Source organism: Escherichia sp. E4930 (genome assembly GCF_005845405.1).
In the GTDB taxonomy this organism is placed as follows: Bacteria; Pseudomonadota; Gammaproteobacteria; order Enterobacterales; family Enterobacteriaceae; genus Escherichia.
This window is the reverse complement of the sequence record NZ_VCDZ01000026.1, coordinates 1-23,030: the sequence shown is the minus strand read 5'-3', so window position 1 is coordinate 23,030 and position 23,030 is coordinate 1. Positions and strand designations below refer to the sequence as shown.

At 51.2% G+C, this 23,030-nt stretch carries 22 protein-coding genes and 1 pseudogene; 14 read left to right on the top strand and 9 right to left on the bottom strand.

What is annotated here, in order from left to right:
- Positions 1 to 188 precede the first annotated feature (188 nt).
- Positions 189 to 1,469 carry a glutamate-1-semialdehyde 2,1-aminomutase gene (gene hemL / locus FFT88_RS21425; protein WP_130205003.1) on the bottom strand — a complete coding sequence of 427 codons (1,281 nt, stop codon included), beginning with the start codon at positions 1,467 to 1,469 and terminating at the stop codon, positions 189 to 191.
- Positions 1,470 to 1,630: 161 nt separating this feature from the next.
- Between hemL and FFT88_RS25680 the strand changes: the two genes are divergently transcribed.
- The 4 genes from FFT88_RS25680 to erpA are packed head-to-tail and all read left to right on the top strand — an operon-like array spanning position 1,631 to position 3,537.
- Entirely contained in the window at positions 1,631 to 1,693 is a 63-nt protein-coding gene (locus FFT88_RS25680) for a hypothetical protein (RefSeq protein WP_214430084.1), read from the top strand.
- Positions 1,690 to 3,111 carry a H(+)/Cl(-) exchange transporter ClcA gene (clcA, locus tag FFT88_RS21420; RefSeq protein ID WP_130217336.1) on the top strand — a complete coding sequence of 474 codons (1,422 nt, stop codon included), beginning with the start codon at positions 1,690 to 1,692 and terminating at the stop codon, positions 3,109 to 3,111. The genes FFT88_RS25680 and clcA overlap by 4 nt, the downstream gene beginning before the upstream one ends.
- Before the next feature lie 23 nt (positions 3,112 to 3,134).
- Positions 3,135 to 3,200, top strand: coding sequence for a small protein YadW (yadW, locus tag FFT88_RS21415; RefSeq protein WP_120795373.1), 66 nt, complete (start codon positions 3,135 to 3,137; stop codon positions 3,198 to 3,200).
- On the top strand, positions 3,193 to 3,537 hold the full coding sequence (erpA, locus tag FFT88_RS21410) for an iron-sulfur cluster insertion protein ErpA (protein WP_001295564.1): 345 nt from the start codon (positions 3,193 to 3,195) through the stop codon (positions 3,535 to 3,537). The genes yadW and erpA overlap by 8 nt, the downstream gene beginning before the upstream one ends.
- Before the next feature lie 46 nt (positions 3,538 to 3,583).
- Here the strand turns inward: erpA and FFT88_RS21405 are convergent, their stop codons facing one another.
- From FFT88_RS21405 to mtnN, 3 genes are read right to left on the bottom strand one after another with little or no spacing between them, the layout of a single operon-like run.
- Positions 3,584 to 4,207, bottom strand: a complete 624-nt coding sequence (locus FFT88_RS21405) for a TRIC cation channel family protein (RefSeq protein ID WP_064525034.1) — start codon at positions 4,205 to 4,207, stop codon at positions 3,584 to 3,586.
- Positions 4,208 to 4,244: 37 nt separating this feature from the next.
- Complete coding sequence (gene btuF / locus FFT88_RS21400) at positions 4,245 to 5,045, bottom strand: vitamin B12 ABC transporter substrate-binding protein BtuF (protein WP_135404105.1); 801 nt, start codon at positions 5,043 to 5,045, stop codon at positions 4,245 to 4,247.
- On the bottom strand, positions 5,038 to 5,736 hold the full coding sequence (gene mtnN / locus FFT88_RS21395; protein ID WP_064525028.1) for a 5'-methylthioadenosine/S-adenosylhomocysteine nucleosidase: 699 nt from the start codon (positions 5,734 to 5,736) through the stop codon (positions 5,038 to 5,040). The genes btuF and mtnN overlap by 8 nt, the downstream gene beginning before the upstream one ends.
- Positions 5,737 to 5,819: 83 nt before the next feature.
- Between mtnN and dgt the strand changes: the two genes are divergently transcribed.
- From dgt to cdaR, 3 genes are all read left to right on the top strand, one after another.
- Positions 5,820 to 7,337, top strand: a complete 1,518-nt coding sequence (gene dgt, locus FFT88_RS21390) for a dGTPase (protein ID WP_135404106.1) — start codon at positions 5,820 to 5,822, stop codon at positions 7,335 to 7,337.
- A gap of 129 nt (positions 7,338 to 7,466) precedes the next feature.
- Positions 7,467 to 8,894, top strand: a complete 1,428-nt coding sequence (gene degP / locus FFT88_RS21385) for a serine endoprotease DegP (protein WP_130205012.1) — start codon at positions 7,467 to 7,469, stop codon at positions 8,892 to 8,894.
- A 154-nt stretch (positions 8,895 to 9,048) separates the two neighbouring features.
- Complete coding sequence (gene cdaR, locus FFT88_RS21380; RefSeq protein ID WP_130257825.1) at positions 9,049 to 10,206, top strand: DNA-binding transcriptional regulator CdaR; 1,158 nt, start codon at positions 9,049 to 9,051, stop codon at positions 10,204 to 10,206.
- Between the two features lie 62 nt (positions 10,207 to 10,268).
- On the opposite strand, the gene FFT88_RS21375 is transcribed toward cdaR, so the two are convergent.
- The 5 genes from FFT88_RS21375 to map form a co-directional block, all read right to left on the bottom strand.
- The gene (locus tag FFT88_RS21375) at positions 10,269 to 10,655 is read right to left on the bottom strand and encodes a DUF3461 family protein (protein WP_000272188.1); all 387 of its coding nucleotides are present in this window, start codon (positions 10,653 to 10,655) and stop codon (positions 10,269 to 10,271) included.
- A 161-nt stretch (positions 10,656 to 10,816) separates the two neighbouring features.
- Positions 10,817 to 11,629, bottom strand: a complete 813-nt coding sequence (yaeI, locus tag FFT88_RS21365) for a phosphodiesterase YaeI (RefSeq protein ID WP_135404107.1) — start codon at positions 11,627 to 11,629, stop codon at positions 10,817 to 10,819.
- A 53-nt stretch (positions 11,630 to 11,682) separates the two neighbouring features.
- Positions 11,683 to 12,507, bottom strand: coding sequence for a 2,3,4,5-tetrahydropyridine-2,6-dicarboxylate N-succinyltransferase (gene dapD / locus FFT88_RS21360; protein WP_001186656.1), 825 nt, complete (start codon positions 12,505 to 12,507; stop codon positions 11,683 to 11,685).
- A gap of 30 nt (positions 12,508 to 12,537) precedes the next feature.
- Entirely contained in the window at positions 12,538 to 15,210 is a 2,673-nt protein-coding gene (gene glnD, locus FFT88_RS21355) for a bifunctional uridylyltransferase/uridylyl-removing protein GlnD (protein ID WP_135404108.1), read from the bottom strand.
- Between the two features lie 179 nt (positions 15,211 to 15,389).
- Positions 15,390 to 16,184, bottom strand: a complete 795-nt coding sequence (map, locus tag FFT88_RS21350; RefSeq protein WP_001018190.1) for a type I methionyl aminopeptidase — start codon at positions 16,182 to 16,184, stop codon at positions 15,390 to 15,392.
- 367 nt (positions 16,185 to 16,551) lie between these two features.
- Between map and rpsB the strand changes: the two genes are divergently transcribed.
- The 7 genes and pseudogenes from rpsB to cdsA form a co-directional block, all read left to right on the top strand.
- Positions 16,552 to 17,277, top strand: coding sequence for a 30S ribosomal protein S2 (rpsB, locus tag FFT88_RS21345; protein ID WP_000246884.1), 726 nt, complete (start codon positions 16,552 to 16,554; stop codon positions 17,275 to 17,277).
- Between the two features lie 258 nt (positions 17,278 to 17,535).
- Complete coding sequence (gene tsf, locus FFT88_RS21340) at positions 17,536 to 18,387, top strand: translation elongation factor Ts (protein WP_000818112.1); 852 nt, start codon at positions 17,536 to 17,538, stop codon at positions 18,385 to 18,387.
- Positions 18,388 to 18,533: 146 nt separating this feature from the next.
- The gene (gene pyrH / locus FFT88_RS21335; protein ID WP_000224573.1) at positions 18,534 to 19,259 is read left to right on the top strand and encodes a UMP kinase; all 726 of its coding nucleotides are present in this window, start codon (positions 18,534 to 18,536) and stop codon (positions 19,257 to 19,259) included.
- Between the two features lie 291 nt (positions 19,260 to 19,550).
- Entirely contained in the window at positions 19,551 to 20,108 is a 558-nt protein-coding gene (gene frr / locus FFT88_RS21330; protein ID WP_000622419.1) for a ribosome recycling factor, read from the top strand.
- A 91-nt stretch (positions 20,109 to 20,199) separates the two neighbouring features.
- Positions 20,200 to 21,396, top strand: a complete 1,197-nt coding sequence (gene ispC, locus FFT88_RS21325) for a 1-deoxy-D-xylulose-5-phosphate reductoisomerase (RefSeq protein WP_135404109.1) — start codon at positions 20,200 to 20,202, stop codon at positions 21,394 to 21,396.
- Positions 21,397 to 21,585: 189 nt separating this feature from the next.
- The gene (gene ispU, locus FFT88_RS21320) at positions 21,586 to 22,344 is read left to right on the top strand and encodes a (2E,6E)-farnesyl-diphosphate-specific ditrans,polycis-undecaprenyl-diphosphate synthase (protein ID WP_112014149.1); all 759 of its coding nucleotides are present in this window, start codon (positions 21,586 to 21,588) and stop codon (positions 22,342 to 22,344) included.
- Positions 22,345 to 22,356: 12 nt separating this feature from the next.
- Positions 22,357 to 23,030, top strand: a pseudogene (cdsA, locus tag FFT88_RS21315) (phosphatidate cytidylyltransferase); the annotation flags it as partial.

The following is a 23,030-nucleotide window of genomic DNA, read 5'->3' as shown; positions in this document are numbered from 1 at the left end:
CCGATGCGACGCTGGTGCGCCTTATCGGGCCTACAAACGGCCCCGAACCGTAGGTCGGATAAGGCGTTCACGCCGCATCCGACAAACAATGCCCGATGCGACGCTGGCGCGTCTTATCGGGCCTACAAACGGTCCTGATCTGTAGGTCAGATAAGGCGTTCACGCCGCATCCGACAAACAATGTTGGATCACAACTTCGCAAACACCCGACGTGCAGCATCGATGGTGTTATTGATATCTTCCATGCTGTGCGCCACGGACATAAAGCCCGCTTCAAACGCTGACGGTGCCAGGTAAACACCTTCGTCCAGCATCATATGGAAGAAACGCTTAAAGCGTTCCACGTCACAGGACATCACATCCTGGTAGCATGTTACGGACTCGGCGTCGGTAAAGAAAATACCGAACATGCCGCCAACGTGGTTAACGACCAGCGGAATTCCCGCTTCTTCCGCCGCTTCCAGCAGACCTTCTGCCAGACGTGTTGTCAGCTCATCCAGTGTCTCGTGAACGCCCGGCTGCGCGACTTCATTCAGACAGGCGAAACCGGCGGCCATCGCAATCGGGTTACCGGAAAGCGTACCCGCCTGATACACCGGACCCGTCGGGGCCAGCGCATCCATCACATCACGACGACCGCCGAAGGCACCTACCGGCATTCCACCACCGATGATTTTGCCCAGACAGGTGAGATCTGGCACCACGCCGTAATAATCCTGTGCGCCAGCCAGTGCCACGCGGAAGCCAGTCATCACTTCATCAATGATCAGCAACGCGCCAAATTCGTCGCACAGCGCGCGCAGACCTGGCAGGAACTCTGGCAGCGGTGGAACACAGTTCATATTGCCTGCCACCGGCTCGACGATAATACAGGCAATCTCTTGCGGGTACTGTTCGAACGCGGCGCGTACAGAGGCCAGATCGTTATAAGTACAGGTTAAGGTATGTTTGGCGAAATCTGCCGGAACGCCCGGTGAGTTTGGCTGCCCTAAAGTGAGTGCGCCAGAACCGGCTTTCACCAGCAGGCAGTCAGCATGACCGTGGTAGCAACCTTCGAATTTGATGATCTTGTCACGGCCAGTAAAACCACGGGCCAGGCGGATGGCGCTCATTGTCGCTTCGGTGCCGGAGTTCACCATGCGCACCATATCCATCGTTGGCACCAGTTCGGTCACCAGTTGCGCCATTTTCACTTCCATTTCGGTCGGCGCACCAAAGCTCAGACCGCGCTCGGCGGCTTCAATCACTGCGTTACGGATCGCCGGATGGTTATGGCCCAGCACCATCGGCCCCCAGGAACCGACATAATCGATATACGCTTTGCCATCAACATCATACAGATAAGCGCCGTCCGCTTTTTCGATAAACAGTGGAGTGCCGCCCACGCCAGTAAAGGCGCGAACAGGAGAGTTCACACCGCCAGGGATCAGCTCGCGCGCTGCGCTGTAAAGATTTTCAGACTTACTCATGGAGGGTTCCTGATTCGTAGAAAAAGTGAATGGCTGCTATTCTAGGTTATTCATAACAAGTTAAATACTCGTCAACAAGTTGCTTTTACTGCTGCAACTTTGACTTCGTAGAGTATAAAAGTTTTGTGCATTTGAAACATTACGCTTTGCAAAGGATTTTCATTGAATGTACGAGTAAAATGCCGTCATCTTATTTGTATGACCAATATGTGATCATTGGATGAAAACTGATACTCCCTCTTATGAAATACCGCAGGCTGCGCGTCTGCGACGCAGACAACTCATTCGCCAGCTTCTTGAGCGTGATAAAACGCCATTAGCTATTTTGTTTATGGCGGCGGTCGTCGGTACCCTTGTCGGGCTGGCAGCGGTTGCTTTTGACAAAGGTGTCGCCTGGTTGCAGAACCAACGCATGGGCGCGCTGGTACATACTGCCGATAATTACCCACTTCTGTTAACCGTTGCTTTTCTCTGTTCGGCAGTGCTGGCGATGTTCGGTTATTTCTTGGTGCGCAAATACGCACCGGAAGCGGGTGGTTCGGGTATCCCGGAAATTGAAGGGGCGTTGGAAGATCAACGTCCCGTTCGCTGGTGGCGTGTATTGCCAGTGAAATTCTTTGGTGGTCTGGGGACGCTGGGCGGCGGTATGGTTCTGGGGCGCGAAGGGCCAACCGTGCAGATTGGTGGTAATATTGGTCGGATGGTGCTTGATATTTTCCGCATGAAAGGTGACGAAGCTCGCCATACGTTACTGGCAACCGGTGCGGCGGCGGGTCTGGCGGCAGCTTTTAACGCGCCGCTGGCGGGTATTCTTTTTATTATTGAAGAGATGCGTCCGCAGTTTCGCTATACGCTAATTTCGATTAAAGCGGTATTTATTGGCGTCATTATGTCGACCATTATGTACCGGGTATTTAACCACGAAGTTGCACTTATTGACGTCGGTAAACTTTCTGACGCCCCGCTCAATACGCTGTGGCTTTATCTGATCCTCGGTATTATTTTTGGCATCTTCGGCCCTATTTTTAATAAATGGGTGCTGGGAATGCAGGATTTGCTGCACCGTGTGCACGGCGGCAATATTACCAAATGGGTACTGATGGGCGGTGCAATTGGTGGTTTGTGTGGGCTGCTGGGTTTTGTCGCTCCTGAAACCTCAGGCGGTGGTTTTAACCTGATTCCTATCGCCACGGCGGGGAACTTCAGCATGGGAATGCTGGTATTTATCTTTGTCGCGCGGGTCATCACCACCTTACTCTGTTTCTCTTCCGGCGCGCCGGGCGGTATTTTCGCTCCGATGCTGGCGCTGGGTACCGTGCTGGGAACCGCGTTCGGGATGGTTGCCGTTGAGCTGTTTCCGCAATATCACCTTGAGGCGGGGACGTTTGCTATTGCCGGAATGGGGGCATTACTGGCGGCATCTATTCGCGCGCCGTTAACGGGGATCATTCTGGTATTAGAGATGACAGATAACTATCAGCTCATTTTGCCAATGATTATTACCGGTCTTGGCGCAACACTATTAGCACAATTTACCGGCGGAAAACCGCTATACTCGGCGATTCTTGCGCGCACGCTGGCAAAACAGGAAGCGGAGCAACTGGCGCGAAGCAAGGCCGCTGTCGCCAGCGAGAATACTTGAACGAAATACCAGGGTATTAGATAATGGCGATTATTATTGGGTTAGAATTTGCCCAATTGCCGATGTCGTTTGGAGCAAAATATGAGTGATGACGTAGCACTGCCGCTGGAGTTTACCGACGCAGCAGCCAACAAAGTTAAAAGCCTGATCGCTGACGAAGATAACCCGAATCTGAAATTACGCGTGTATATCACCGGTGGCGGTTGCAGCGGCTTCCAGTATGGTTTCACCTTTGATGATCAGGTGAACGAAGGCGATATGACCATCGAAAAACAGGGCGTTGGCCTGGTGGTTGACCCGATGAGCCTGCAATATCTGGTTGGTGGTTCCGTTGATTATACTGAAGGACTGGAAGGTTCGCGTTTCATCGTGACCAACCCGAACGCGAAAAGCACCTGCGGTTGCGGTTCTTCCTTCAGCATCTAATCTGCTGTTAATGTGCCGGATAAACTATCCGGCACATCTACTCTCTTTAACGCCCATTCTCATCCAGCGCAAACGTCGGCAGTTTAAGATGCCAACGGATAGCAGCCAGTCGAATCAATAGCGTTACCACCATCCCCATCATACTGGCCGTTTCTAACGGGACGGAAAACGTATAATAAGCCGTAGCGTGGACAATACCGCCGATAATACAGGCTGTTGCGTAGATTTCTGTACGTAAAATCATGGGGATTTCGCGCGCCAGTACATCGCGAATGATCCCGCCGCCAACGCCCGTAATAACGCCCATACATACCGCAATCAATGGACCCGCATCCGCATTAAAGGCTTTGTTGACGCCAATGCCAACAAATACTGCCAACCCAACAGCATCCAGCACCGGCAGCATCCATTTCGGCAAGCGTCTTGGCTGGCGTACCAGGACGATCGTCAGCATGCTGGTTACCATTGCAACGACCAGATCGGTAGGGTCTTTCACCCAAAATACCGGACCGTGATCCAGCGCCATGTCACGAATGGTTCCACCGCCTACTGCGGTAACCACGCCTAATACCAGGACGCCAAAAGGGTCCATACGCAATTTTCCGGCAAGTAAAACGCCGGAGATGGCAAATACCGCTGTGCCGACTATATCCAGCCAATAGACGAGCATTGTTCAATCCCCACTGAGCACCTGAAAAGGTCAGGCGCTAATCCACTTGTGAAAGCGCATTACAGAGTTGTTGTGCAGCGAGGATAATACGTGGGCTTGCACGTTCAAACCAGTCACTTGTGAGAGGAATAATGGGAATTTTGAGCTGTTCACCCCAGTATTGCTCGATTTTAGGAGTTTGGTCCGATCCGCCAGTGATGACAATTGCCTGTGGCGCGCGTGCTAATACCTGTTCGCGGCTCACCTGTGGCCAGGGAACATGGCTGTTTTTAAAGATGTTTTCTCCACCGCAAACTTCCAGTACCTGGTTCTGAATCGACTCTTTTCCGCTGGTGAAGGGCGGATTAATGCCGAATTGTAAGAAAACACGTTTTTTAGGTTTGTAGGCGAATTTAGCTTTGAGTTGCGCATACTGTTCCAGCAAGGTTTGCGCGGCTTTCTCGGCCTTGTCAGGTTGCGGACTCCACGGGGCCAGTTGACGTAACGCATCGGCAATTTGTTCAATGCTTGTCGCATCGACCCACATCACTTTTATTCCCAGCGAAGCAAGCTGGTCAACTTGCCGCTCGGCGTTACCCCCGCGCCAGGCTACGACCAGATCGGGTTTTAGCGCCACAATACGTTCCAGATTCATCCCTTGCCAGGTGGAAACCTGCTCTATTTTCTGTGCTTCTGGCGGATAGTCGGAATAACTGCTGACCGCTACCGGCGTGATCCCGGCGGCAAATGCGAGTTCGGTGTTAGCGGGGGAAAGTGTGATGACACGCGGCGCGGCGTTGAGCCACAGTGGCGCAAGAAAAGACAGGGCGACCAGCGCCCTGAAGAGTGACTTAGCCATGAGCCAGTTTCTGCACCAGTGACTCAACCATCAGGCTGGACTGTTTGGCAGCAACGGCCAGGAACTCGTCGAAGCTAAGGTGAGACTGTTGATCGGCGACGTCAGAGATGGCGCGCACCACCACAAACGGGACGTTAAAATTGTGGCAAACGTGAGCGATAGCTGTCGCTTCCATTTCTACTGCAATGGCCTGCGGGAAATTGTGGCGGATTTTCGCCAGACCAACAGAGCCGTTGATGAAAGCGTCGCCGCTAACAATCAGGCCACGTACAGCGTTAAGATTCAGTTCGGCAATGCAGGACTCGGCGGCAGCGATCAGTTTATCGTCAGCTTTGAAGCCTGCAGGGCAGCCAGGCAGTTGACCGTATTCATAGCCAAACGCCGTGACATCCGCGTCGTGATAACGTGCTTCGTCCGAGACAACGATATCGCCCACTTTTAGCGTTGGCGCCAGGCCACCCGCGGAACCGGTGTTAATAATCACATCAGGCTTGCAGTGTTCCAGCAGCAGAGTTGCACCCAGCGCCGCTGCGACTTTACCAATGCCTGATTTCAGAAGCGCAACCTCGGTTCCGTTCAGTTGGCCGGTATAGATTTCGCAACCGCCCAGGCTGATAGTTTGACGGTTTTCGATTTTGTCACGCAGCAGCGTAACTTCTTCTTCCATTGCACCAATGATGCCGATTTTCATAGATTTACTCGCGATAAGCTCGATTTGAAGGCATAGTTTATCATGCGCTTGAGGGGAAGCGTATTTCTCACGCGGGAGAGGACATGGCACAGATTGATTTCCGAAATAAAATAAACTGGCATCGTCGTTATCGTTCACCGCAGGGCGTTAAAACTGAACATGAGATCCTGCGGATCTTCGAGAGCGATCGCGGGCGTATTATCAACTCCCCGGCGATTCGCCGTCTGCAACAAAAGACCCAGGTCTTCCCACTTGAGCGCAATGCTGCCGTGCGCACGCGTCTTACCCATTCTATGGAAGTTCAGCAGGTGGGGCGTTATATCGCTAAAGAAATTTTAAGCCGCCTGAAAGAGCTTAAATTGCTGGAGGCTTACGGTCTGGACGAGTTGACCGGGCCGTTTGAAAGCATTGTCGAAATGTCGTGCCTGATGCATGACATAGGAAATCCGCCGTTTGGTCATTTCGGCGAGGCAGCCATTAATGACTGGTTCCGTCAGCGCTTGTACCCGGAGGATGCCGAAAGTCAGCCATTAACCGACGATCGCTGTAGCGTGGCAGCGTTGCGATTGAGGGAAGGGGAGGAGCCGCTCAACGAGCTGCGGCGAAAAATTCGTCAGGACTTATGTCATTTTGAAGGTAACGCACAGGGTATTCGTCTGGTGCATACATTGATGCGGATGAATCTTACCTGGGCCCAGGTAGGCGGTATTTTAAAATATACCCGTCCGGCGTGGTGGCGTGGCGAAACGCCCGCGACTCACGATTATTTAATGAAAAAGCCGGGCTATTACCTTTCTGAAGAATTCTATATTGCGCGTTTGCGTAAAGAACTTAATTTAGCGCTTTACAGTCGCTTCCCATTAACGTGGATTATGGAAGCTGCCGACGATATATCTTATTGTGTGGCTGATCTTGAAGATGCGGTAGAAAAAAGAATATTTACCGTTGAACAGCTTTATCATCATCTGCATGAAGCATGGGGCCAGCATGAGAACGGCTCGCTGTTTGCGCAGGTGGTAGAAAATGCCTGGGAAAAATCGCGCTCAAATAGCTTAAGTCGTAGCACGGAAGATCAGTTTTTTATGTATTTACGCGTAAATACCTTAAATAAACTGGTGCCGTATGCGGCACAACGATTTATTGATAACTTACCTGAAATTTTTGCCGGAACCTTTAATCATGCACTGTTAGAAGATGCCAGCGAATGTAGCCAGTTGCTGAAGTTATATAAAAATGTCGCTGTAAAACATGTGTTTAGCCATCCAGATGTCGAGCAGCTTGAATTGCAGGGCTACCGGGTGATTAGCGGTTTATTAGAGATATATCGACCGTTGTTAAACATGTCGTTATCAGACTTTACCGAACTTGTTGAAAAAGAGCGTGTGAAACGTTTCCCCATTGAAACGCGTTTATTCCATAAGCTCTCAACGCGCCATCGGTTGGCCTATGTTGAGGCTGTCAGTAAATTATCGTCAGATTCACCTGAGCTTCCGCTATGGGAATATTATTACCGCTGCCGACTGTTACAGGATTATATCAGCGGTATGACAGACCTTTATGCGTGGGATGAATACCGACGTCTGATGGCCGTAGAACAATAACCAGGCTTTTGTAAAGACGGACAATAAATTTTTACTTTTTGCAGAAACTTTAGTTCGGAACTTCGCGCTATAAAACGAATCTGAAGAACACAGCAATTTTGCGTTATCTGTTAATCGAGACTGAAATACATGAAAAAAACCACATTAGCACTGAGTGCACTGGCTCTGAGTTTAGGTTTGGCGTTATCTCCGCTCTCTGCAACGGCGGCTGAGACTTCTTCAGCAACGACAGCCCAGCAGATGCCAAGCCTTGCACCGATGCTCGAAAAGGTGATGCCTTCAGTGGTCAGCATTAACGTAGAAGGTAGCACAACCGTTAATACGCCGCGTATGCCGCGTAATTTCCAGCAGTTCTTCGGTGATGATTCCCCGTTCTGCCAGGAAGGTTCTCCGTTCCAGAGCTCCCCGTTCTGTCAGGGCGGTGGACAAGGTGGTAACGGCGGTGGCCAGCAACAAAAATTCATGGCGCTGGGTTCTGGCGTCATCATTGATGCCGATAAAGGCTATGTCGTGACTAACAACCACGTTGTCGATAACGCGACGGTCATTAAAGTTCAACTGAGCGATGGCCGTAAGTTCGACGCGAAGATGGTCGGCAAAGATCCGCGCTCTGATATCGCGCTGATCCAGATCCAGAACCCGAAAAACCTGACCGCGATTAAGATGGCGGATTCCGATGCGCTGCGCGTGGGTGATTACACCGTCGCTATCGGTAACCCGTTTGGTCTGGGCGAGACGGTAACTTCCGGTATCGTCTCTGCACTGGGGCGTAGCGGTCTGAACGCCGAAAACTACGAAAACTTCATCCAGACGGACGCAGCAATCAACCGTGGTAACTCCGGTGGTGCGCTGGTTAACCTGAACGGTGAACTGATCGGTATTAACACCGCGATCCTTGCACCAGACGGCGGTAACATCGGTATCGGTTTTGCTATCCCGAGCAACATGGTGAAAAACCTGACCTCACAGATGGTGGAATACGGCCAGGTGAAACGCGGTGAGTTGGGCATTATGGGTACTGAGCTGAACTCTGAACTGGCGAAAGCGATGAAAGTTGACGCCCAGCGTGGCGCTTTCGTAAGCCAGGTTCTGCCGAATTCCTCCGCTGCAAAAGCGGGTATTAAAGCGGGTGATGTGATCACTTCACTGAACGGTAAGCCGATCAGCAGCTTTGCCGCACTGCGTGCTCAGGTGGGTACTATGCCGGTGGGCAGCAAACTGACCCTGGGCTTGCTGCGCGATGGTAAGCAGGTCAACGTGAATCTGGAACTGCAGCAGAGCAGCCAGAATCAAGTTGATTCCAGCTCTATCTTCAATGGTATTGAAGGCGCTGAAATGAGCAACAAAGGCAAAGATCAGGGCGTGGTCGTGAACAACGTGAAAACCGGTACTCCGGCTGCGCAGATTGGCCTGAAAAAAGGTGATGTGATTATTGGCGCGAACCAGCAGACAGTGAAAAACATCGCTGAACTGCGTAAAGTTCTCGACAGCAAGCCGTCAGTGCTGGCGCTGAACATTCAGCGCGGCGATAGCACCATCTACTTGTTAATGCAGTAATCTCCCTCAACCCCTTCCTGCAAATGGGAAGGGGTTCTCTTTTCAATTTGTGACCCCCTCCACAACTCCATATTTCTCCGCCGTCCTTTGTGCATTTGCACAATGCCGTGCGTTGCGTACTTCCTTATGCTAAACCGTGCACAACGGAGGGCTTATGGCTGGCTGGCATCTTGATACCAAAATGGCGCAGGATATCGTGGCGCGTACCATGCGCATCATCGATACCAATATCAACGTAATGGATGCTCGCGGGCGAATTATCGGCAGCGGCGATCGTGAGCGTATTGGTGAATTGCACGAAGGTGCATTACTGGTACTGTCGCAAGGGCGGGTGGTCGATATCGATGATGCGGTAGCGCGCCATCTGCACGGTGTACGTCAGGGGATTAACCTGCCGTTACGGCTGGAAGGCGAGATTGTCGGCGTTATCGGCCTGACCGGTGAACCGGAGCATTTGCGCAAATATGGTGAACTGGTCTGTATGACGGCGGAGATGATGCTGGAACAGTCGCGGTTGATGCACCTGCTGGCGCAGGATAGCCGACTGCGTGAAGAGTTAGTCATGCATCTGATTCAGGCTGAAGAAAATACGCCAGCGTTAACTGAATGGGCGCAACGACTGGGTATCGATCTCAATCAACCCCGCGTGGTAGCCATTGTCGAGGTCGACAGCGGTCAACTTGGCGTGGACAGTGCGATGGCGGAACTACAGCAACTGCAAAATGCACTCACCACGCCGGAACGCAATAATCTGGTGGCGATAGTCTCGCTAACCGAAATGGTAGTGCTGAAACCGGCGTTGAATACGTTTGGGCGCTGGGATGCGGAAGACCATCGTAAGCGAGTAGAGCAACTTATTACTCGTATGAAGGAGTACGGCCAGCTGCGTTTTCGCGTGTCACTGGGCAATTATTTTACCGGCGCTGGCAGTATTGCGCGTTCTTATCGTACGGCGAAAACAACGATGGTAGTGGGTAAACAGCGTATGCCAGAAAGTCGCTGCTATTTTTATCAGGATCTGATGCTGCCAGTATTACTCGACAGTTTACGTGGCGACTGGCAAGCCAACGAACTGGCGCGACCGCTGGCGCGGCTGAAAGCGATGGACAATAACGGTTTACTGCGGCGAACGCTGACGGCGTGGTTTCGCCATAATGTGCAGCCGCTGGCAACGTCAAAGGCGCTGTTTATCCATCGCAATACTCTGGAGTATAGGCTTAATCGTATATCGGAACTGACCGGGCTGGATTTGGGCAATTTTGATGACAGGTTGCTGCTGTATGTTGCGTTGCAACTGGATGAAGAGCGGTAGGAGCATGATAAATTAAAGCCGGGCGATACTTTACCCGGCCATACAGAATGGCATCAGTATTATTATTTACGCGTCAGTTTTTCCAGATCGGCTTCAATCTCGCTGATCTTATTGGTTACTACTGACTCCAGGTGACGTAAGTCGTCGAGGATCTTACGTTTAAGATCAACTTCACTGCGGTCACGCTGGCAGATTTGATCAAGCTCATCAATGATATAACGCAGATTCGGGCTGATCTCCTGCACTTCTTTATAACCCTGACCCACACCATCGGCGACGACCGTTTTGCGCTGACGCGGATATTTAAACTTCACGCTTTTAGCGAAAAACTCGCCTTTGTCTTTCTGAAAATAGATTTTCAGAATATCGTTGTTGGCTTCCTGCCGGAGGCTGTAACGATCAATTTCTTCAGGATTGGTAATACCCAGACTTTTCAGATTGTCGTACATAGCGTTACCTCAAAATGAGTCAGTAAATTGTGCTTATCTTAGCATTTGGCCTGGCCCGCTCGGCTCGACTGTGATCGCAGAAAGCCTTTTTCTTCCAGACTTCTATCATGGCGTAAAATTAAAAAAATTACCTGCTTTATTCTGGCGATATCATTCATGTTCTACACCAGTTCCAGCATTGTCACTTCCGGGCGGCAGTTCAGACGCAAGCCATACAAACTTCCCACACCTCGAGTCGTGTAGATGTGTCGTTCGCCAAAAGCGTTTAACCCTGCGACATAGCGTTTATCTTTAACTGGCGCAAAAGGTTCGCCAACTAATGGCACGTGTAACTGACCGCCGTGAGTGTGACCACAAAGCATCAGATCCCACTTTTCATTACGCATGACTTCTTTGCTGTCGGGATTATGCGCCAACACCAGTCGTGGCAGATTGGCTTCGCTGGCGGGAGGCGGTTTGCATTGTCCGGCCCATAAATCACCAGTGCCTACCAGTTCGAATTGCCTGTTCGGCGTAGCGATCACGGTTGCCTGGTTAACCAACACCGTGATGCCCGCCGATTGCAACGCCTCGCCAATTAAGCGATTTTTCTCTGTACCAACAGGGCGATCGTGGTTGCCGAAGCAGGCAAACGTCGGCGCACATTCGGCAAGGGGGGAGAGTACGTCAGCAAACGCCGGAAAATTCAGCGGCATATCAAATAATACGTAATCGCCGCCCAGCAATATCAAATCGGGCTTTTGTGCTACGCCAAGAGCAATCGCGTCAGAAATCAGGCTTAGAGGAACAAAACGAGAGTAATGGAGATCTGCCAGAAAAAGGATTTTGAAAGGTGCAACGTTGTCTTTAAAAAAGGCGAGGCGGTGACGGATTAATTCAAGCCAGCCAGGTTCCCAGTAATGCATATAACCGAAACCTGAGCCCGCGGCTAACGTCGCGGCGGCAGCCTGCAAAAATCGTCGGCGTGAAATCATCGCTCATCCCTGCAAAAAAATCGGGCAGCGTCGTGCTGCCCGTGTGCATACTTTTAGTCGATGGTACGCAGCAGTTCGTTAATGCCGACTTTGCCGCGAGTTTTCGCGTCAACTTTCTTAACGATAACCGCACAGTAGAGGCTGTATTTGCCATCTTTCGACGGCAGGTTGCCGGATACCACCACAGAACCTGCCGGTACGCGACCGTAATGGATTTCGCCGGTTTCACGGTCGTAAATACGGGTGCTTTGACCGATGTATACGCCCATAGAGATGACGGAACCTTCTTCGACAATCACCCCTTCAACCACTTCAGAGCGTGCGCCGATGAAGCAGTTATCTTCAATAATGGTCGGGTTAGCCTGCAGCGGCTCCAGCACGCCACCAATGCCTACGCCGCCAGACAGATGCACGTTTTTACCAATCTGCGCACAGGAACCGACGGTGGCCCAGGTATCAACCATCGTACCTTCATCAACGTATGCGCCGATGTTGACATAAGATGGCATCAGCACGGTATTACGGGCGATAAATGCGCCCTGACGCACTGCCGCTGGTGGCACGACGCGGAAGCCTTCTTTCTGGAAACGCGCTTCATCGTAGTTAGCGAATTTCATCGGCACTTTATCGAAGTAGCGGCTTTCTGCCCCTTCGATCACCTGATTATCATTAATACGGAAAGAGAGCAGCACCGCTTTTTTCAACCACTGATGCGTCACCCACTGACCGTCAATTTTTTCCGCTACACGCAGTGCGCCGGAATCCAGCAGGGCGATCACCTGATTTACCGCTTCGCGGGTAACGGTGTCTGCATTGGCTGGCGTGATCTCGGCACGGCGTTCAAAAGCGGTTTCAATAATGTTCTGTAACTGCTGCATTGTTAAACTCTTTTCATATCAGTAAACACATCACCCTTTATCGTTTGGATTGAGGGCCTCTGTCAACCGCTGATGCACTTCCTGCTGCAACTCGTTATTAAGTGCGCGCCGATCAGCGGTGGCGATTATGAATAAATCTTCTACTCGCTCGCCAATGGTTGTAATTCGAGCGCCATGAAGCGAAATTCCCAGATCGGCAAAAATTTTCCCAACTCGGGCCAGTAGTCCAGGTTGGTCGAGAGCGATCAGTTCGAGGAATGATTTTCGGTCAGTATGGGTAGGCAAAAACGTCACTTCGGTTTCAACAGTAAAGTGACGTAGTTTTGCCGGTTGACGACGCGGCTGTGGTGGCTGCCAGCTACTTTGCGTCAGTACCTGCTCAAGTCCAAAACGAATGACTTCATGGCGATCTGCGGACAGCGGGCTGCCATCTGGTTCCAGCACGATGAAGGTATCCATTGCCATTCCGTCGCGGGTAGTGAAAATTTGTGCGTCGTGAACGCTTAAATTGCGACGGTCTAATTCGGCACAGACGGCGGCAAACAGATAGGGGCGGTCCGGGCTCCAGATAAAAATCTCGGTGCCTCCACGCGTAGCCTGCGGGCTAAGCAATACCAGCGGTTTGCTTAAATCATGGTGTAATAAATGGCGCGCATGCCAGGCCAGTTGATTTGGGCTATGGCGGACAAAATAGTTTGCGCGACAGCGCGACCAAATCTGGTGCAGCGCCTCTTCGTCGATGTTATCCATACGCAGCAGCGCCAGCGCCTGAAGCTGATGATGGCGAACTCGTTCGCGCATATCCGGCGTGTTTTGCATCCCGCGTCGTAGCTGTTTTTCGGTGGCGAAATAGAGTTCGCGCAACAGGCTTTGCTTCCAGCTATTCCATAGTGTTTCGTTGGTGGCGCAAATATCGGCCACTGTCAGGCATACCAGATAGCGCAGCCGGGTTTCCGTTTGCACTTCTTCGGCAAACTGCTTGATGACTTCCGGATCCTGAATATCGCGGCGTTGGGCGGTGACCGACATCAGCAAGTGCTGGCGAACCAGCCAGGCGACCAGTTGCGTTTCGCGCGAGTTCAGCCCGTGGAGCTCGGCAAAATGCACTACGTCTTGTGCGCCGAGTATCGAGTGGTCGCCGCCACGCCCTTTGGCGATATCGTGAAACAGTGCGGCGATAAAGATAAGCTCAGGTGACGGCAATCGCGGCCAGACATCCACACACAACGGATGGCGCTGGCGCGTTTCTTCACTGGCAAAACTCTCCAGTTTCAACATCACGCGAATAGTATGTTCATCCACCGTGTAGGCGTGGAACAGGTCAAACTGCATCTGCCCGACGATATGCGACCATTGCGGCATATAGGCACCGAGCACGCTATGGCGATGCATCGGTAACAGTCCTCGACGCACCGAACCAGGGTGACGCAGAATGCTCAAAAATAGCTTTCGCGCTTCAGGAATATTGCACAGCGGTTGTTGCAGATGGCGACGGGCATGACGTAACTGGCGCAGAGTGGTGGAGTAAATGCCGGTGATCGCACTGTTGCGCACCATCGTATAGAACATGCGTAATATCGCTTCTGGTTGGCGCATAAACAGCGTTTCATCGCGCAGATCGATAAGCGTGCCGCGTAGCTGAAATTCATCGTCTATTGGTCGCGGTTTTTCGTCGGCAGGGAGGGCGAGGATAGCCTCGTCGAACAGTTGCAATAGCATATGGTTAAGTTCGCTAACGCGGCGCGTAACGCGAAAATAATCCTTCATCATCTGTTCGACTGGCTCGTTACCTTCACCACCGTAATTCAGACGCTGGGCAACGCTAAGCTGGCGATCAAATAACAGGCGATTATCGTAACGGTTGACCACCAAATGCAGGGCGAAGCGAATTCGCCAGAGAATATGCAAACACTCATTTAGCTCTGCACGTTCCGCAGACGTTAAGAAGCCAAATCCGACCATTTCATCGAGTGATGTTGCGCCAAAATGGCGGCGGGCCACCCATTGCAGAGTGTGGATATCGCGCAAGCCGCCGGGGCTGCTTTTGATGTCTGGTTCAAGATTGTAGCTGGTGCCGTGATAACGCTGGTGGCGCTGGTTTTGTTCTTCAACTTTCGCCGCGTAAAACTTATCGGACGGCCAGAATCCTTCGCTGAAAATATGCTTTTGCAGTTCGAGAAATAGCGCTACATCGCCAATTAACAAGCGGGATTCGATCAGGTTGGTGGCGACGGTTAAATCTGATAATCCTTCCAGCATGCACTCTTCAAGCGTGCGCACGCTATGACCGACTTCCAGCTTCACATCCCAGAGCAGCGTTAACAGCTCGCCCACTTTTTGCGCCTGATCGTCCGGAAGTTTTTTACGGCTTAAGATCAGTAAATCGACGTCTGAAAGCGGATGCAGCTCGCCACGACCATAACCACCGACGGCAACCAGCGCCAGATCGGCGATCTGGCTGAATCCTGAATCAATCCATAACCGTTGCAGGAGCTGGTCGATAAATTCAGTGCGGGCTTCAATCAATTGTTCAGCGGAGATCCCACTATCAAAGGCATCACCCAGCCAACGCTGGAAAGTATCAATATGGGCTTTTATCCCACAGACAGTTAATTCATCACGGGGCCAGGCGCATGGATTTTGCGGTTGACCGGGCAGGGTGGGGAGAGCGGTGTTTGCGTACTGTTCTGGAAGGGTATTCATCGTGCGCCACCCATAAGATTACATTATCACATTAAAAAAGCCGGCATTCGCCGGCTTCAGATTGTTGACAAAGTGCGCTTTGTTCATGCCGGATGCGGCGTGAACGCCTTATCCAGCCTACAACTCCTTGCAAATGGAGAAGGTAGGACGCATCAGGCATTTTTGCGTTTGTCTTCCTCTTATTCGTCGTGCGAGATTATCGCCGGGATGGTGTCATCCTTGCGTAACGTCAGAATTTCGCAGCCGTTATCAGTCACCACAATAGTATGCTCGTATTGTGCAGACAAGCTGCGATCTTTGGTTTTTACCGTCCAGCCATCTTTCATGGTGCGGATCTCTTTTTTACCCGCGTTGACCATTGGCTCGATAGTGAATGTCATCCCTGGTTTCAGCACGACGTTGGTTTCAGGGGAGTCATAGTGCAGTACTTGCGGTTCTTCATGGAAGCCGCGACCAATACCGTGTCCGCAATATTCACGAACGACAGAGAAGCCTTCTGCTTCGACAAATTTCTGAATCGCTGCACCGATTTCGCGCAGATTGATGCCTGGTTTTACCATACGCAGCGCCAGGTACAGGCTCTCTTGTGTGATGCGGCACAGGCGTTCGCCCATGATGGTCGGCTTACCGACGATAAACATTTTCGAGGTGTCGCCGTGGAAACCATCCTTAATAACGGTGACATCGATGTTAACGATGTCGCCATCTTTCAGCAGCTTGGCATCGTCCGGAATACCGTGGCACACCACTTCATTAATAGAGATGCAAACAGATTTCGGATAACCATGATAGCCGAGGCAGGCAGAAACCGCGTGTTGTTCATTAACAATGTAATCATTACAGATGCGATCCAGCTCGCCGGTGCTGACGCCCGGTTTAACATAGGGTTCGATCATCTCCAGCACTTCGGCAGCCAGGCGGCCAGCGACGCGCATTTTTTCGATATCTTCAGGGGTCTTGATTGAGATAGCCATTAATTCTGTCCATCAGCGTCGGTGATACCGACAATATATATGTAAGTGCTGTCAATGGTATCACACCCGGGCAAATTGAGAATCATTCTGAATTTCGCCAAACGTGCCACTGAACGTTTTCTATAATAGAAAATTCATCGTCTGGTGCTGTACACAGCGCCAACAATTATTGGTGTCCGCGACGTATTTGTGGTATAAAGCGCGCCGGACTTCCGATCCATTTCGTATACACAGACTGGACGGAAGCGACAATCTCACTTTGTGTAACAACACACACGTATCGGCACATATTCCGGGGTGCCCTTTGGGGTCGGTAATATGGGATACGTGGAGGCATAACCCCAACTTTTATATAGAGGTTTTAATCATGGCAACTGTTTCCATGCGCGACATGCTCAAGGCTGGTGTTCACTTCGGTCACCAGACCCGTTACTGGAACCCGAAAATGAAGCCGTTCATCTTCGGTGCGCGTAACAAAGTTCACATCATCAACCTTGAGAAAACTGTACCGATGTTCAACGAAGCTCTGGCTGAACTGAACAAGATTGCTTCTCGCAAAGGTAAAATCCTTTTCGTTGGTACTAAACGCGCTGCAAGCGAAGCGGTGAAAGACGCTGCTCTGAGCTGCGACCAGTTCTTCGTGAACCATCGCTGGCTGGGCGGTATGCTGACTAACTGGAAAACCGTTCGTCAGTCCATCAAACGTCTGAAAGACCTGGAAACTCAGTCTCAGGACGGTACTTTCGAAAAGCTGACCAAGAAAGAAGCGCTGATGCGCACTCGTGAGCTGGAGAAACTGGAAAACAGCCTGGGCGGTATCAAAGACATGGGCGGTCTGCCGGACGCTCTGTTTGTAATCGATGCTGACCACGAACACATTGCTATCAAAGAAGCAAACAACCTGGGTATTCCGGTATTTGCTATCGTTGATACCAACTCTGATCCGGACGGTGTTGACTTCGTTATCCCGGGTAACGACGACGCAATCCGTGCTGTGACCCTGTACCTGGGCGCTGTTGCTGCAACCGTACGTGAAGGCCGTTCTCAGGATCTGGCTTCCCAGGCGGAAGAAAGCTTCGTAGAAGCTGAGTAATAAGGCTTGATAACTCCCCCAAAATAGTTCGAGTTGCAGAAAGGCGGCAAGCTCGAGAATTCCCGGGAGCTTACATCAGTAAGTGACCGGGATGAGCGAGCGAAGACAACGCATCTGCGGCGCGAAATATGAAGGGGGGAGAGCCCTTATAGACCAGGTAGTACACGTTTGGTTAGGGGGCCTGCATATGGCCCCCTTTTTCACTTTTATATCTGTGCGGTTTAACGCCGGGCAGATCACATCTCCGAGGATTTTAGAATGGCTGAAATTACCGCATCCCTGGTAAAAGAGCTGCGTGAGCGTACTGGCGCAGGCATGATGGATTGCAAAAAAGCACTGACTGAAGCTAACGGCGACATCGAGCTGGCAATCGAAAACATGCGTAAGTCCGGTGCTATTAAAGCAGCGAAAAAAGCAGGCAACGTTGCTGCTGACGGCGTGATCAAAACCAAAATCGACGGCAACTACGGCATCATTCTGGAAGTTAACTGCCAGACTGACTTCGTAGCGAAAGACGCTGGTTTCCAGGCGTTCGCAGACAAAGTTCTGGACGCAGCTGTAGCTGGCAAAATCACTGACGTTGAAGTTCTGAAAGCACAGTTCGAAGAAGAACGTGTTGCGCTGGTAGCGAAAATTGGTGAAAACATCAACATTCGCCGCGTTGCTGCACTGGAAGGCGACGTTCTGGGTTCTTATCAGCACGGTGCGCGTATCGGCGTTCTGGTTGCTGCTAAAGGCGCTGACGAAGAGCTGGTTAAACACATCGCTATGCACGTTGCTGCAAGCAAACCAGAATTCATCAAACCAGAAGACGTATCCGCTGAAGTGGTAGAGAAAGAATACCAGGTACAGCTGGACATCGCGATGCAGTCTGGTAAGCCGAAAGAAATCGCAGAGAAAATGGTTGAAGGCCGCATGAAGAAATTCACCGGCGAAGTTTCTCTGACCGGTCAGCCGTTCGTTATGGAACCGGCAAAAACTGTTGGTCAGCTGCTGAAAGAGCATAACGCTGAAGTGACTGGCTTCATCCGCTTCGAAGTAGGTGAAGGCATCGAGAAAGTTGAGACTGACTTTGCAGCAGAAGTTGCTGCGATGTCCAAGCAGTCTTAATTATCGAAAAGGAGCCGCCTGAGGGCGGCTTCTTTTTGCGCCCATCTTGTAAATTCAGCTAACCCTTATGGGGCTGCGCTGAAAAGCGACGTACAATGTCGCTGGTATTAATTCATTTCAATCGTTGACAGTCTCAGGAAAGAAACATGGCTACCAATGCAAAACCCGTCTATAAACGCATTCTGCTTAAGTTGAGTGGCGAAGCTCTGCAGGGCACGGAAGGCTTCGGTATTGATGCAAGCATACTGGATCGCATGGCTCAGGAAATCAAAGAGCTGGTTGAACTGGGTATTCAGGTTGGTGTGGTGATTGGTGGGGGTAACCTGTTCCGTGGCGCTGGTCTGGCGAAAGCGGGTATGAACCGCGTTGTGGGCGACCACATGGGGATGCTGGCTACCGTAATGAACGGTCTGGCAATGCGTGATGCACTGCACCGCGCCTATGTGAACGCTCGTCTGATGTCCGCTATTCCGTTGAATGGCGTGTGCGACAGTTACAGCTGGGCAGAAGCAATCAGCCTGTTGCGTAACAACCGTGTGGTGATCCTCTCCGCCGGTACGGGTAATCCATTCTTCACCACTGACTCCGCAGCTTGCCTGCGTGGTATCGAAATTGAAGCCGATGTGGTGCTGAAAGCGACCAAAGTTGACGGTGTGTTTACCGCTGACCCAGCGAAAGATCCAACTGCAACTATGTATGAGCAGCTGACTTACAGCGAAGTGCTGGAAAAAGAGCTGAAAGTCATGGACCTGGCGGCCTTTACGCTGGCTCGTGACCACAAATTACCGATTCGTGTTTTCAACATGAACAAACCGGGTGCACTGCGCCGTGTGGTAATGGGTGAAAAAGAAGGAACATTAATCACGGAATAATTCCCGTGATGGATAAATAAGGGTAAGATTCCGCATAAGTATCGCGGGGGCGTAAGTCTGATTATAAGGCGTTATTGTTGCAGGCAGTCTGGTCACGGCCAGCTCGCAGCAACCGGAGCGTACATAAGTACGTGAGGATGGCGAGCACTGCCCGGGGCCAAAATGGCAAATAAAATAGCCTAATAATCCAGACAATTACCCGTAATATGTTTAATCAGGGCTATACTTAGCACACTTCCACTGTGTGTGACTGTCTGGTCTGACTGAGACAAGTTTTCAAGGATTCGTAACGTGATTAGCGATATCAGAAAAGATGCTGAAGTACGCATGGACAAATGCGTTGAAGCGTTCAAAACCCAAATCAGCAAAATACGCACGGGTCGTGCTTCTCCCAGCCTGCTGGATGGCATTGTCGTGGAATATTACGGCACGCCAACGCCGCTGCGTCAGCTGGCAAGCGTAACGGTAGAAGATTCCCGTACTCTGAAAATCAACGTGTTTGACCGTTCAATGTCTCCGGCCGTTGAAAAAGCGATTATGGCGTCCGATCTCGGCCTGAACCCGAACTCTGCGGGTAGCGACATTCGTGTTCCGCTGCCGCCGCTGACGGAAGAGCGTCGTAAAGATCTGACCAAAATCGTTCGTGGCGAAGCTGAACAGGCGCGTGTTGCAGTACGTAACGTGCGTCGTGATGCGAACGACAAAGTGAAAGCACTGTTGAAAGAAAAAGAGATCAGCGAAGACGACGATCGCCGTTCTCAGGACGATGTACAGAAACTGACTGATGCTGCAATCAAGAAAATTGAAGCGGCGCTGGCAGACAAAGAAGCAGAACTGATGCAGTTCTGATTTCTTGAACGACAAAAACGCCGCTCAGTAGATCCTTGCGGATCGGCTGGCGGCGTTTTGCTTTTTATTCTGTCTCAACTCTGGATGTTTCATGAAGCAACTCACCATTCTGGGCTCGACCGGCTCGATTGGTTGCAGCACGCTGGACGTGGTGCGCCATAATCCCGAACACTTCCGCGTAGTTGCGCTGGTGGCAGGCAAAAATGTCACTCGCATGGTAGAACAGTGCCTGGAGTTCTCTCCCCGCTATGCTGTTATGGACGATGAAGCGAGTGCGAAACTTCTTAAAACGATGCTACAGCAACAGGGTAGCCGCACCGAAGTCTTAAGCGGGCAACAAGCTGCCTGCGATATGGCGGCGCTTGAAGATGTTGATCAGGTGATGGCGGCGATTGTGGGCGCTGCTGGCCTGTTACCTACCCTTGCAGCGATCCGTGCTGGTAAAACCATCCTGCTGGCAAACAAAGAATCACTGGTCACCTGCGGACGTCTGTTTATGGACGCAGTAAAGCAGAGTAAAGCACAGTTATTACCGGTCGATAGCGAACACAACGCCATTTTTCAGAGTTTACCGCAACCTATCCAGCATAATCTGGGATACGCTGACCTTGAGCAAAATGGCGTGGTGTCCATTTTACTTACCGGGTCTGGTGGCCCTTTCCGTGAGACGCCCTTGCGCGATTTGGCAACAATGACGCCCGATCAAGCTTGCCGTCATCCGAACTGGTCGATGGGACGTAAAATTTCTGTCGATTCGGCTACCATGATGAACAAAGGTCTGGAATACATTGAAGCTCGCTGGTTGTTTAACGCCAGCGCCAGCCAGATGGAAGTGCTGATTCACCCGCAGTCAGTGATTCACTCGATGGTGCGTTATCAGGACGGCAGCGTTCTGGCACAACTGGGCGAACCCGACATGCGTACGCCAATTGCCCACACCATGGCATGGCCGAATCGCGTGAACTCTGGCGTGAAGCCGCTCGATTTTTGCAAATTAAGTGCGTTGACATTTGCCGCACCGGATTATGATCGTTATCCATGCCTGAAACTGGCGATGAAGGCGTTCGAACAGGGCCAGGCAGCGACGACCGCATTGAATGCCGCAAACGAAATCACCGTTGCTGCTTTTCTTGCGCAACAAATCCGCTTTACGGATATCGCTGCGTTGAATTTATCCGTACTGGAAAAAATGGATATGCGCGAACCACAATGTGTGGACGATGTGTTGTCTGTTGATGCCGATGCGCGTGAGGTCGCCAGAAAAGAGGTGATGCGTCTCGCAAGCTGAGGATAATCCGGCTACAGAGAGTCGTGCTATTTGTTAGCGTAGGGCTTCAGTGATATAGTCTGCGCCATCTGATCGTCAGTAGTTGGCTTTGTAAGGTCAGATATGCCGTGGTTTTACACGGCTTTTTTTTTGTATAGGCTTCAGTATTCCTGAGTACCGTAAACCCTATCAGGGAATAAAAAACGCGTGATGTTGTCTGCTACTCAACCACTTAGCGAAAAATTGCCAGCGCATGGCTGTCGCCATGTTGCGATCATTATGGACGGCAATGGTCGCTGGGCAAAAAAGCAAGGGAAGATTCGTGCCTTTGGGCATAAAGCCGGGGCAAAATCCGTCCGCCGGGCTGTCTCTTTTGCGGCCAACAACGGTATTGAGGCGTTAACGCTGTATGCCTTTAGTAGTGAAAACTGGAACCGACCAGCGCAGGAAGTCAGTGCGTTAATGGAACTGTTTGTGTGGGCGCTTGATAGCGAAGTAAAAAGCCTGCACCGACATAACGTGCGTCTGCGTATTATTGGCGATACCAGTCGCTTTAACTCGCGTTTGCAAGAACGTATTCGTAAATCTGAAGCGTTAACTGCCGGGAATACCGGTCTGACGCTAAATATTGCGGCGAACTACGGTGGACGTTGGGATATTGCCCAGGGAGTCAGGCAACTGGCTGAAAAGGTGCAGCAAGGAAACCTGCAACCGGATCAGATAGATGAAGAGATGCTTAACCAGCATGTCTGTATGCATGAACTGGCCCCTGTAGATTTAGTAATTAGGACTGGGGGGGAGCATCGCATTAGTAACTTTTTGCTTTGGCAAATTGCCTATGCCGAACTTTACTTTACAGATGTTCTTTGGCCCGATTTCGATGAACAAGACTTTGAAGGGGCGTTAAATGCCTTTGCTAATCGTGAGCGTCGTTTCGGCGGCACCGAGCCCGGTGATGAAACAGCCTGATGGGGGTCGCTTTTGCTGAAGTATCGCCTGATATCTGCTTTTGTTTTAATACCCGTAGTCATCGCGGCGCTGTTTTTGTTGCCGCCGGTGGGGTTCGCCATTGTTACGCTGGTAGTTTGTATGCTGGCGGCGTGGGAATGGGGACAGCTTAGCGGTTTTACCACTCGCTCGCAGCGGGTATGGCTGGCGGTGCTGTGCGGGTTATTGCTGGCGCTGATGCTTTTTCTATTGCCGGAATATCATCGGAATATTCATCAACCACTGGTTGAAGTCTCACTTTGGGCTTCGCTTGGTTGGTGGGGTATTGCGTTATTATTGGTGCTATTTTACCCCGGTTCGGCGGCAATCTGGCGCAACTCTAAAACGTTACGCATTATTTTCGGTGTATTAACCATTGTGCCTTTCTTTTGGGGCATGCTGACGTTACGTGCGTGGCACTATGACGAGAATCATTACAGTGGCGCGATATGGCTGCTCTATGTCATGATCCTGGTCTGGGGAGCTGACTCAGGGGCATATATGTTTGGCAAATTATTTGGCAAACATAAGCTGCGCCGAAGGTTTCTCCGGGTAAAACCTGGCAAGGTTTCATTGGCGGACTCGCGACCGCAGCAGTAATCTCATGGGGTTACGGTATGTGGGCGAATCTCGACGTCGCCCCCGTCACCTTACTCATTTGCTCTATT